The organism is Peptoniphilus sp. DNF00840 (assembly GCF_001553125.1).
GTDB classification, from domain to species: domain Bacteria; phylum Bacillota; class Clostridia; order Tissierellales; family Peptoniphilaceae; genus Peptoniphilus_A; species Peptoniphilus_A vaginalis.
In genome coordinates this window covers 14437-27801 of sequence record NZ_KQ960199.1, presented here as the reverse complement: position 1 = coordinate 27801, position 13365 = coordinate 14437, and the positions used below count along the sequence as shown (strand labels likewise).

Here is a 13365-nt window from a genome sequence, read left to right as displayed (position 1 = left end):
GCCTACGCGATAAAGAAAGTCTTGTGATTTAAAAGTAGAGTCTTAAGTTCATGTATCTTTACCGCTAGGCAGCGAATTTTTATGCAAAAATTTATGATATTTGCAAAAATTAGGAGGTTACATGAACAAATTAGATAGAGAAAGATTAAAAATCTTGCAAGATGAGATCAACAAGATGGACCCTGTTGATATAGCAGAAAGACTAGAAGACCTATCCAAAGAGGACACAGCGATTTGGATAAAACTTCTAAATAAAGACCTCTTGGCAGATGCCTTTTCACTTTTGCCAAGGGAGAAAAAAATAGAAATGATAGGCTCACTTTCTGAAGAAAGAATAATAAGCCTTATGAAAGAGCTTGAAGAAGACGAGGTAGTAGATACCTTGCAAGAACTTCCTGCCAATATGGTTAGAAAGTTTATGAACCAATACATTGAAGAGGATAGAAGACCAATTATTAATGAACTTCTAGGCTTCCCTAAGGACTCCGTTGGTTCCATTATGTCTGTTGGTTTCATCTTTGTTAAGTCAACAGCTACACCAACACAAGCCTTAGAAAAAATCATTCACTCAGACCTAGATGCAGATAGACTAGAACAAGTTTGGGTTACAAACCAGTCCCTAGTCCTAATAGGCTATGCAAACCTAGCCGACCTTCTTCGTAATAAGAACAAGGACATCGAAGAATTTATGCATCCAATTAACGCCAGCGTTTACGCAACAGATGACCAAGAAGTTGTTGCTAAGTTGGCGGTTAAGTACGACTTATCAGAAATCCCTGTAACAGATTCTGAAGGCAGACTTGTGGGTATTGTCCCAGCAGAATGGGCAATCGACGTTATGCACGAAGAGTACGAAGAAGACTTGGGTAACATCCACGGTATTAGTGAATCATCACCAGAACACTACTGGGACAAGTCTGTAATTAAACTTGCCAAGGACAGGACAATGTGGCTCATCATTTGTCTTGTGACAGCAACCTTCACAAGCTTTATTATAAAGAGATACGAAACCCTCTTGGCATCATCGGTTGCTCTTGCAGCCTATATCCCTATGCTAATGGACTCAGGTGGAAACGCAGGTACACAGTCATCAACAACTGTTATTCGTGGAATTTACACAGGCGAAATTGAATTTAAAGAATTTGCCCAAGTAATGTTTAAGGAACTTCTCATAGGCATAATAGTAGGAGCCATCCTTGTAATTGTAAATATTATTAGGATGTCAATCCTTGATAGTGTGAGCATTGGTGTTACACTCACAGTATCAATTACACTTCTTACAACAATAGTCCTATCAAAAATTATTGGAGGGATTCTACCCCTAATTGCAGAAAAAACACACGTAGACCCAACAATAATGGCAGGCCCACTTATCACAACAATAGTAGACACCTTGGTACTATTCGTTTATTTCGAAGTAGCAACAATTTTATTAGGTGTTTAAGAAGTCCATAAAGTAAGAAAAAAATAGGGGGGATGGCAATTCTGCCCCTCTTTCAATTTGAGGTAAAATATATTAACAAATCAATACGTAATCTATATAAAAAAGTTAACAAATGTAGTACAATAGAAATATAAAAACTTAAATAACCAAAGATAAAACATACAAAATTTTAAGCAAGTGAATTTATAAAGGAGATGGAAGAAGATATGAAAAATTATTTGAAGAGGACAACGACATTTTTCTTAGCATTACTAATGCTATTGTCAGTCCCACTACAAGCCTTTGCCGAGGTAGGCCAAGGAGGACAAGAAACTCCTAAAGTGGAGAAGAAAATTAATTATGACGAAAATTCTATAAGTGATAGTGGCTTTAAAGAAGGCTACATAAACAACAAGGATATAGATGTTAAAGTTGCAAAACCTAAAGATGGAAGTCAAAAATTTATAGAAGGGCCAGACATTCCAGACATCTACACAATGAAGGCAGAATACAAAATCCAGCGTGGTGATAACCAGATAAATAATTATCAACCCTACGAAGTATCAGTTGGACAAAGTATTAAAGAAGAAGATAAGGAAAAAATAAAACAAACAATAAAGCTTCCTGACTTTGATGGTTATACTACACCAACACCAAGCTTTGACGTAACACATGCTAGCATTGTGAACAAAGCAAATGAAGGAAAAAAAATAGAAAAAAAGGAAGGGCCAAAATCTTGGACAGAACACAAGGGCCTTTTGCCATATATATATATTGGAAAGAAAAACACATTAAAAGTTAAACATGTTTTCCAGAGTTTAGAAGATCAAAATAAATATGGACCTATGGATGGCCAAACTAAAGAAATAGAAACTATTGAAACAGGACTAACAGGTTCAATAGTTACAATAAGCCCCCTTGAAAGAGATAAAATAAAAGGCTACGAACCAGAAACTAACGTTATAGAAACACAAATGCCAGAACATACTAAGAACTATGTTGTAGAATACAGATATAATAGAAAACACTTTGACGTTCATTATGACACACAAGGTGGCTCACCAATAGCAACTAGAACAATTTACTATGGTCAACGAATCCCTACAATACCTTTACTAGATAAAAAAGGAAAAATAACTACAGATACAAGCGCAGATCCGACATATAAAGTGGGGAGTATTTTCCAAGGATGGAAACCTTCTATTGAATTAAAAACAAAAGATGGAAAAAAATTTGAGAAAGATAAAATAATTAAAGACAAAAGCGGAAATCCAATAAAAACATTAGATGCAAACTTAATTATGCCAGCAGATAATGTGACTTTTACAGCCGTATGGAAGGACAAGGAAAAGGCTGACTACGCTGTACAATTCTGGGCAGAAAAGGCAGACCATGCTGATAATGCAGGACTAGAAAAATACGACTATATAGGCACTCGTGTCTATAAAGACCAAACCACAGGCTCTATACCGGACATAGATAACGTGTCTGTAAAAGACATAGTCTTCCCAGACCTAGACCAAGCTCGTCTAGACAAGATATGGGGTGGCGAAGTTCCTTATCTAAACAAGTTCTATGTCTACAACCAAGAATTAACTCATGACCAAAACAAGGACCCTAAAAATGTAAACCTAGTTAAGTCTGTTGATTCAACAGGTAAGACTGTCTACAACATCTACTACGATAGACAAGTCTACAACCTTTACTTTACAAAATCTAACGTGGCTGGATCCGCTTTTTACCCAGAAATAAGCAAAGACGGTAAAGAAGTAGGTAAAGAGGGTAATCCCTACCACTTTAAGGCACGCTTTAACCAAAGTATGGTTGGTTTGTGGCCAGACGATGTAAAGGAAGTAAGGGGATTTACTGAAGGTAATAATAGTTTAGGATGGTTACCAAATTTAAAAAAACCAAAACATTTTTATAGAGACACACCGCCTTATAGACTCTCCGCCAATCTCTTTATAGATTTTCCTGAATTAAAAGATCAAGATGGCTATGCTAGTGAAATAGACCTAGGCAATGGAGGAAAAAAGCCAGCTAGTATTACAGACCTTTCCTTTGGTATTGATCAAAATGAGAGAACAATGCCCCACCAGATAGACTTTTGGTTGGATGGTTTTGACGGCGAGCCAGTTATAGATTATGACCTCTACACCATAAAATCGGATACCGATAATAGTAATTATCATGATTTTCTTCCACCAGACCTCCAAGGTTTTACACCAAAGAATTCAGGAGGAAGAGGTTCAGAGTTTAAGGAGGATAGTGATTTAGATGACCTTAATGATGAACGTGAGGAAATAACACCTTTTCCTGAGGTATATTATAAAGAATTAGATGAAAATGGAGATCCTAAACAAAAGGGCAAGTTATACTTTATGAGGCATTTTCCTGGTGATGATAAAGAATTTGATCAAAATGGTTACTTGAAATACGAGTATTCTCGTAACAAGTATCCACTAAGATTTAACTACGACCCATCAATAATTAGAGATGACAGTTATTTTAATGATAAAAATCAATTAGACACCTTCTACGAATTTCCACTAAAGGCTCTAAGTCCTGAAGCGGATACGGAAAAAAGCTACAAAACAGGGAATCCGAAAAACATATTGGATAATCCGGAAAAGTTAAAAGAATTAGGCCTTACAGACCTTGTTTTCACAGATCCTAAAGATGGCAAGTTAAAAGTTAAGCGTCCAGAAGGCCTTTCAGAGGACATGGTATTTAAGGGTTGGGCACTAGACCCTGCTGGCACTAAGCTTGTCAGGGATAACGGAAGCGAGAAGATGCCTTCTCACCCAGTAAACTTATACGCTAAGTGGGGCGAACCAGACTCTAAATGGAAGGTAACTATAGACCCTAATGGAGGTTATCTATCTCCAATAAAAGCTGAAGACTTGATAAAGGAAATGAAGACAATTAAAGAGGGCGATATAGGTCAAGAAGAAGAAAAGACTTATCCTGTAGCAGGATATAAAAATCTATCATTATCAAAAGAAGAAAATGAAAAGAGAGAAAAGGCTGAAAAGGCAGCGGGTCACCAAGTCTTCACGTTTGTACAAAGGCAAAAATTAAATAAACTAGAGGAACCTCAACGTTTGGGATATGACTTCATAGGCTGGGAATGGGTTAAGTTCAATGAAGATGGAACAGAAAACAAAACATATTCTAAAGAATATAAGGTTCCAGAACTATACTCCTTTGGAAATGACATTGTATCAAATGTATATCTAAAAGCTATCTGGGTTAAAAATGACCTACAAACAGTAATGGCATACCACCATATACTTGATAAGGACTTAAAGGAAGTACCTGGATCACCTGAGTCCCAAGAATTACCTAAGAGAAGGAAAGGCTACTTTGCGGCTGCACTAGGTAGCAAGCAAGGGTCTGAACTTACCCTAGTTCCAAAGGCTCAATGGGAAGCTTTAAAACAAAGTAATGATACCTTTAAAAATTATTACAATGAAGAAACTGGTAGAACAAACAACTATTTCCAAGTTCACGAGATAAAAGGACCTATTGAAGAAAAACAACAAGATGGACCAGATATAGAGAAAAACAACTCGGAAAATGACTTCCATTTCTTCTATATGCCTTATAGAAAGAGAGAGTACAAGGTTAACTACCTTGATGAGAGATGTAAGGCAGATGTAGAAAAATTCATAGCAGAAGCTAAAGATAAATTTAAAAAGAATTACGAAGCTATAAAAAACGATAGTAATAAGACAGAAGATCAGAAAAAAGAAGCTTATAGAAATTTAATAAAAGTTAATGAAGAATATTTTGAAAGGATTGTTTCCAAATATTCAATTATTGCACCAGAAACAGTTATAAATGGAAAGAGACATTATGATGCTAGAAACTATAGGCACATACCAGGTTGGACTTTGGCAGAAAATGAAAGTCCACAACAACAACTTTTCTTTGATGTAGACGAAAGTACAAATGAATTCTTGGGAATCAACGGAACAGGACTTGGAGAAATTTTCTTCTTCTATCAAGATGCCAGAGTTATAGAAGTTAAAAATCCTGAGGACAAAGTTCCAGATGGTTATGTAAGAGTAACTTTTAAGGCAGACAAGGGTGGATCTTTTGGAAAGGATGCCAAAGGTGATGACATCAAGGTACTTTATTATGATGTAATAAAAGGACTTAAGTCAGATTTACTTCCGGTTCCACAAAAATGGGAAGGACTAGATAATCTAAAGGATAAGGATAAATACTATATCACTCCTGATTATGGTAAAAATTTTGTAAAATGGGATAATAAGCCACTTTTAAACAAGGAAACAATCCTACAAACTGCTGATAATAATTTCTATGTATTCACAGCCTACTTTGATTGGTCAGGACTATCAACAAGTTCAACTGGTCTAGTAAGAACTGAAGCCTTTAAAGATCCTGATAGTAAATGGACTAATGACTTCGCTCCAAAGATTGAAGACTTAAAGAAACAATTAGTATGGAAAGAAAAAGATAAAGTTAAATCTATTCCAGCTGGAACAAAAATTGAATTCGTCTACAAAGATGATGCTGGAAAAGAAACAAAAATAAATACAGATGAAGATGTATTTAATCTTGTAAAAGAAATGGGCAAGGAAGATAAGGACGAAGTAGTTCGTGTAGTTAATATTGTAGCTAAGGTTACTTTTGAAGAAGGAAAGAAAGCTCAAGAATTGACTATCCCAATAACAGTTTACAAGAATGTTTACGAAGCCCTTAACAAGGAAGGCGACAAACCACTATTCTTAACAGAAGCAGAAGGAAAAGAAGCTAAAGACGGCGGACTAAAAGATGTAAGTGGTAATTATGTAAAAGTTACAGTTCAACCAACAAACAAACCTTCAAATAAAGATGCCAAGATCTATTATGTAAATCCAAAGGCTTGGGTAGAGATATCAAAAGTTGATATTAGTAAGGATGCACCTAATTTAGGTTTTACAAAGTGGACTGCAGATAAAGATGCTCAAAATGAAAATGGCAAATTTGATTTTACTAAGCGACACAAGTTTACAGAAGATACAGTAATTACTCCAGGCTTTACAAATGAAGTAGTAGAACAAGAAGATCCAAATAAAAAACCACCTGTACCAGATAGCTATGTAAAAGTTATAGTGAAGACAACAGATAAGGCTACAACTGCATTTGAAAAAACATTCTGGGTTAACCCAGAGAAGGAAGTTACTATTCCAGTAGATAATCCAGTTGGAAAAACTGTAGACAAAACAGCTACAGAAGCAGCCAAGGCTTATACTTTCAAAGATTGGAAGTCAGATGAAACAACTTCAAGAACTTGGACAAGTGGAATAAAGGGAAAATTTACAAAAGCAACAACTATTATAGCGGAGTATACTGAAGTACAAAATATTATCCCTTATGATCCTGTTAAAGATCCAACAACAAGACCAGATGGATATGTAAGGGTAACATTTGTAGCAGAAAAAGGATTAAACTTAGAGAATGTAATACACTACTATGTAAAGAAAAATGCAGGAATAAAACTTAATGATACTAAACTTGTAAAACCAAAAGTAAAAGCTGAAACGGGTTATGAATTTGTTAAATGGGATCCTGAAGATACAACTGAAATAAAAGACACGGATGTTGTAGTAAAAGCAAAATCAAAAGAACTCGACTCATTTATACCTGCAGATGGAAATACAAAGCCTGATGGCTATGTAACAGTTACTTTTGTAGCAGGAGATAATGGTAGCCTTGATGGTGTTCAAAAGTACTATGTAAATCCAACAAAATATATTGCATTTAATCCACCAAAAACAATTGGGAACACTGGATATGAATTTGCATCATGGTCACAAAATTCTGCACAAAATACAAATTATACGAAAGATACAAAAATTACAGCTACATTTAATCAAATAGGTGAAGTGTCATTGGTAGAAAAACCTGGTTATGTAAAGGTTGACTTCGTAATTAAAGGCAAAGGTGGTTCAATATTAACTGGACAAACTGCGACTTACTATGTTGATCCAAACAGAAAAGTAACTCTAAATGCACCTGTAACAAGTGCAGATGTAGGTTATGAATTTGCTTCCTGGTCGCAAGATCCAGCGGCAGAGAAAAAATATGCACAAGCAACAATTATTGAAGGAACCTTCAAAAAACTTGATGATATAATTCCAGCAACTGATGATCAAGGTAAGGAGAATGCTAAACCAGAAGGCTATGTAACTTTAACCTTTGAAAAAGGTAATGGTGGAAAAACTATAACAGGTAAAACTATTTACTATGTAAATCCAAAGGCAAACACAGCTAAAACTTTAGCTGATATTACAAAGCCGAAGGTAAGTCCTGACACAGGATATACATTTGACAAGTGGGACACTGAAAATAGTTTCCAAATAAAAGCTGACAAGACTGTTACAGCAACATATAAGGAACTTCCTTTGGTTTCTGATGCACAACTTCCGGGATATGTAAAAGTTACTTTTGATACAACAAGCAAGGGACATATTGAAGGAACAAGTAAAACAGAAAAAATTGTATATGTAAATCCAAAAAAACCAGTTGTATTAAAGAGTCATGAACCAAAAATTACACCAACAACCAACAATGTCTTTGCTCGTTGGGATGTAAACTTGACAAAAGAAACATTTTTCAAAGATGGGGATAAAATTACAGCACAATATTATGACAAGACTATTATTAGCGTTACAGAAGTCAAAGACTTTGTAAAAGTTGTATTTGATAAAGGAGACAATGGTGATTTAGCTGGTACACAAACTTACTGGGTTAAACCAGGTGTTGATGTTACAGTGCCAGCGCCAACAGTAAATCCAAATACAGGATATGAGTTTAATAATTGGACACATTCATTATCTGTTAACTTACCTGCAAATTCACCAACTTATACAATAAAGGCTGAATACAAAGCTTTAGAAGATATAATTGAATGTGACAAAATTAGACCTAATGGTTATGTAAAAGTAGAATTTGTAAGCTATGGAAATGGTAAGCTTATAGGTAATAGATCTTATTATGTAAATCCGAATAAAAATGTTGACTTAACATCTAAAGCAGATGCTATTTTCAAGAATCCTAATGTAGGTTATACAGAAATAGGTGGAAAGTGGTCAAACGATAATAATAAAAATTTAAAAGATACTTTTTCACAAGGTACAAGTTTTAAATATAATTTCAAAGAATTAAAAGGTGTTGATACAACAAATCACCCAGGGTATGTTAAAGTCGAATTTATAGCGGGAGAAAATGGTCAAATTGTTGGTGGTAATAAGACTTACTATGTAAATCCTAATAAAAATATCACAGTAGGTTCAAATGAACTAGCAATTCCTGACACTAATCCAAACAAGAACTATGAGTTTGACAAATGGTTTACAGGTATTGACCAAACAAATCCTGTTACAAGTGATAGGACATATATTGCACAATTTAAACTATCTAAGGCAACTTTAACTTATGTGGCAGATGATAAAACGTCAGGAACAGTTCCAAAAGAGCTATCTTATGATATAGGCACAGAAATTACTTTAGCTGGTAGAAATGACTTAAAGAAAGATAATTATTCATTAACTGGTTGGAAGATTGATGGAAAAGTTTATAAGCCAGGTGCTATATTCACTATTAATGAAAACACAACAGCAGAAGCAGTTTGGGAAGCTGGTCTACACACTGTAGAGTTTTATACAGATGGTGCAGGACACATTCCTTTACAACAAGTAAAACATGGCGAAAAAATTGCAGAAGTTACTAACCCACAAAAAAATGGATATTTCTTTACAGGATGGACATTAGATGGACAGCCATTTAAGCCAGAGACAGATGTAGTTACAAAAGACATTACTCTTGTAGCTCAATATTCAAAAGATATTATTCCTCAAACAGGAACAGATAAGCCTGAAGGAGTACCTAAGAGTTTTGTTTCAGTAGAATTTAAAGAAGGAACTAATGGTAATCTTACAGGAACTACAAAATACTGGGTTAACCCAGCAGCAGGAAAGAAACTATCTGATATAGTTCATCCAACAGTAACAGCAACAGAAGGATGGAAGCATACAGGTTGGGATAAGGCTGAAGATACAGAAATTAAATCTGCATTAGAAGTTACAGCTCAATATTTAAAGAAGGTTTTAACAGAAGAACCTACAGAAAATGCAGAAAAGTATGTAAAGGTAGAATTTAAAGAAGGCGAACACGGAACTATTGCTGACACTGAAACAAAAACTTATTGGGTGCTAAAGAATGAGGCAGTATCACTTACAGCTCCAACTGTTACTGCAAAAGAAGGGTATTCACAAAAGGCTAATGATGATGCTTGGTCACCAAAATTAGCAACATCATACTCAAGTGATACAATTCACACTGCACAATATGTTTACAATGGAAAAGATGTTATACCACAAAAAGGTATCGATAAACCAAATAATGTACCAACAGATTTTGTTTTAGTAGGATTTAATCAAGGTGAACATGGAACAATAGCTAGCACAGAAACTACAAAGTACTGGGTAAATCCTAAAGCTCTTGTAACTTTAACTCCACCACAAGTAAAAGCCAACTCAGGCTATGAACTAGAAAGAGGCTACAGTGCGTGGGATAAGTATTTAACAAATATATTTAGCGAGGCTACAACTATCACAGCACAATATAGGAAGGTTGAGGTACCTACTCCACCAACACCAGAATATCCAGGCAGACCTGTACCTATATATCCTGAAGTAAGGCGTGAAACTATTATTCAAGAAAAGATTGTTAAGGTTCCTGTACCTGTTTCCGATAACTACTTCAAAGAAGTAAGATACATGCAAGGCTTTAATGGTTACTTCAGACCTAATGATGGGCTTACTCGTGCTGAGGCTGCACAAATTCTTGCTAATGCTCTTGTTGAGGACGGCTACAAGTACAATCCTAACTTCAAGATTTCTTACAAGGATGTTGGAGAAGCTTGGTACACTAGGGCTGTTAAGATTGTAACTGAAGCGAATGTATTTGCTGGTTATGATGATGGCAACTTCAAACCACAAGCTAAGATCACAAGAAACGAATGGATTGCAACCCTAAAGAGGTTCCAAGAACTTGGCGATGCTAGTGGCAACAATATGAAGTTAAGTGATAACCACTGGGCTAAGTCAGAAATCCAAGCTGCTTTCAATGAAGGCTGGCTAAAGATTTACACTGATGGACTTGCAACTTACAAGGGGGATGAGTTTATCCCAAGACAAGAAGTTGCAGCTGTATCTAACAAGGCCTTTAAGAGAATGGTGGACAAGACTTACATTGCTAGAAATAATTTAAGTCTTGTGACTTACAAGGATGTTAATACATCTATGTGGGCATACGAAGACATCCTTTGTGCAAGTAATACTTTCTTAGACAAGAAGGATCTTTACAGAGCTCATTGGGTTAAGGAAGATAAGAATCAATTTAATATTGACACTAGCGATCTTAAGATTGTTCAAAAGAACTTCCAAAGAAATCCTAGATAAAGAAAGAGAGAAGGCCGGGTCCTTCTCTTTTTTGAATTTATTATGAAAAATTTTTAATTGCTATAGGTTTAAAAGTTTTGTTGAATAAGATTATTAAAAAAGTATTGATGACAAATAAAAAATTATTAGACGAGGAATAGGTTTAGATGAAAAAAGATATACTTAATAAAAAATAAGAAAGTAAATCAAGGGAAAAGGAGCACTAAAAAGAGAAGGCTTTATGTGGTTAGCACAAAGTCTTCTCTTTTATTTATTCCAATTATTTACAAAGTCCTCAAAGCTTTCTCTGTCCTTTGAAATTTCTTCTAGGCTTGTGTTTTTTTCTTTTAAGATTTCTTCTATTTCCTTCCTGTAGAAGATGAAGATCTTGTCCTTAGGGTCTTTATTGTTGTCTGTCTCTAAGTCCCTGCCACTTGCTAGATAATAGATCCTGTCGAGGTTACCTATAAGGGCAAAGCTCTCGATGGCATTGATAAAGAGGTCTTCTCGATTGATGTTAGTCGTGTCCTTCACGAATACCTTAAGTCCATAGGGTGATTTACTTGAAAGTATTTCTATGGTGCCTACTTGGAAGTCTTTGGGGTAGTCTTGGTTTGTAATTATATGTGAAACTTTTGAGTTGTCGCCAACGAAGTCTGTCTTGTACTCGTACAAGCTATCAACTTTTTTATTTTGACAGCCACAAAGGATTAGGACTAGGCTAAAAAAAATATATAAGCTTTTCAAATTCATCACCTCTTTAGCGTATTATATCAAAAAAAATAAAAAGTCACGAGGACTTTTTAAATTCTTTATTTACAATTTACATGATTGTTCTAAAAAATATTCCAAAGATTAATAGGATTAAAAATAGTAGGGTAAATTTATAATTCACGTTTTTTCCTCTCAGATTCTTACTTTAACATTTGGCTTAACTCTTTTATGAGAGTTAGGTTAGTTACATCGTACAAGAGCGGACTCACTGTTGCGTAGCCTTGACCTAAGTAGTGGATGTCTGAATCTTTTTCGTTGTTGTCCTTTGGGAAGCCCTTTAGTCTCATATTGTAGCCTTCTCCCTCTTCGGAGATGTCGTAGATAGACATTACGTCGGCTCCAACCTTGCAAACCTCTATGCCCTTTAAGTCTTCATAATCAAGGTAAGGGACATTTATATTTAGGACTTGGAGTCTTTTTAAGTCATCTAGTTTGTTGAAGACTTCTACTGCGACTCTTGCTCCTGTGTCAAACTTTGAGTGACCCTTTACCCATTGAGATGATACTGCTATGGCAGGTATGTTAAATAGGTTGGCTTCGATGGCTGCTGATACTGTTCCTGAGTAGAGGACATTTGTAGCTGCGTTAAAGCCAGAGTTTATTCCTGAGAAGCAGAAGTCGAATTTTTCATCTAGTAGGTGGACTGCTGCCCTTACGCAGTCAGCAGGTGTTCCGTAGACGCAAAGACTTTTTACATCTTCTAGGCCTTCTAGTTTTGTTTCTTGGACCATAAGTGGACTCTTAAAAGTAATGGCGTGTGACTTGCCAGAGTTCTCTACATTTGGTGCTGCGATTGTCACCTTGTGGCCTTCCTTTAGGAGAGCCTTGGCAAGGACTTCTATGCCTTCGGCATTTATTCCGTCATCATTTGTTAGTAGTATGTTCAAATTTTTCCTCCCTTGATTATTAAAGTTCAAAGACTTTTGATGGTTCGTATCTTGGAGCAACATCTATGGTGTAGTCTGTGTTTTCTTTTTTATGTTCGGATGCAAGCAAGTCGTTTATTGTCTTTAGGGCAAGTTCTGGCAAGTTGTTGTCTGTAGACAAGTGGCCTAGGACTACTTGCTCTTGCTTCTTTTTTAAGATCATTGCAAGAACTTCGCCTGCATTTTCATTGGAGAGGTGGCCCTTAGTAGAAAGGATCCTCTGTTTTGTTGGATAGGGGTAGGTCCCATTTATTAGCATGTCGACATCGTGGTTGGACTCAAGATAAATTAAGCCTGACCCATCCATTTTTTCCATGGCTTCTTGGTTGACCCAGCCTGTATCTGTGAGAAGAGAAAGTTTTTTGTCTCCCTTAATCACAAAGCCGCAGCCACTTGCACAGTCGTGGAAGGTAGAGATGGGCAGGATGTCTAGGTCTTTAAAGGTGAAGCCCTTGCCATTCTCAAAGATAAAGGTATTCTTTGGGTCTAGCTTCTTCACAGTTGGGAGCATGGCATCTAGGGTCATCATATTGGAGAATACCTTTAAGTTGTGCCTTCTTGATAGGACTCCAACTCCCTTGATGTGGTCTATGTGTTCATGAGTTACAAAGACTGCATCAATATCAGATGGGTTTACGCCTATCTTTTTTAAGTTCTCTTCGATTTTTTTGCCAGAAAGTCCGGCATCTATAATAATTTTTGTATTTTTATATTCAATGTATTGGCAGTTGCCACTGGAGCCACTTGCCAAAGAGCAAAATTTCATAAAAACCTCCAAACTTTATTG

5 protein-coding genes are annotated in these 13365 nt (G+C 35.9%); 2 read left to right on the top strand and 3 right to left on the bottom strand.

What is annotated here, in order from left to right; all coding sequences use genetic code 11:
- Window positions 1-121: 121 nt before the first annotated feature.
- Window positions 122-1444 (top strand): magnesium transporter, encoded by a 1323-nt coding sequence (gene mgtE / locus HMPREF1864_RS02960; protein ID WP_062571359.1) that lies wholly within the window; start codon window positions 122-124, stop codon window positions 1442-1444.
- 206 nt (window positions 1445-1650) lie between these two features.
- The gene (locus tag HMPREF1864_RS08365; protein WP_231723496.1) at window positions 1651-10899 is read left to right on the top strand and encodes an InlB B-repeat-containing protein; all 9249 of its coding nucleotides are present in this window, start codon (window positions 1651-1653) and stop codon (window positions 10897-10899) included.
- Between the two features lie 246 nt (window positions 10900-11145).
- Here HMPREF1864_RS08365 and HMPREF1864_RS02950 read toward each other — a convergent pair whose 3' ends face one another.
- The 3 genes from HMPREF1864_RS02950 to HMPREF1864_RS02940 form a co-directional block, all read right to left on the bottom strand.
- Complete coding sequence (locus tag HMPREF1864_RS02950; protein WP_062571358.1) at window positions 11146-11625, bottom strand: DUF4825 domain-containing protein; 480 nt, start codon at window positions 11623-11625, stop codon at window positions 11146-11148.
- Window positions 11626-11792: 167 nt separating this feature from the next.
- Window positions 11793-12539 carry a 5'/3'-nucleotidase SurE gene (gene surE, locus HMPREF1864_RS02945; protein WP_062571357.1) on the bottom strand — a complete coding sequence of 249 codons (747 nt, stop codon included), beginning with the start codon at window positions 12537-12539 and terminating at the stop codon, window positions 11793-11795.
- Between the two features lie 19 nt (window positions 12540-12558).
- The gene (locus tag HMPREF1864_RS02940) at window positions 12559-13344 is read right to left on the bottom strand and encodes an MBL fold metallo-hydrolase (RefSeq protein ID WP_062571356.1); all 786 of its coding nucleotides are present in this window, start codon (window positions 13342-13344) and stop codon (window positions 12559-12561) included.
- Window positions 13345-13365: the final 21 nt, after the last annotated feature.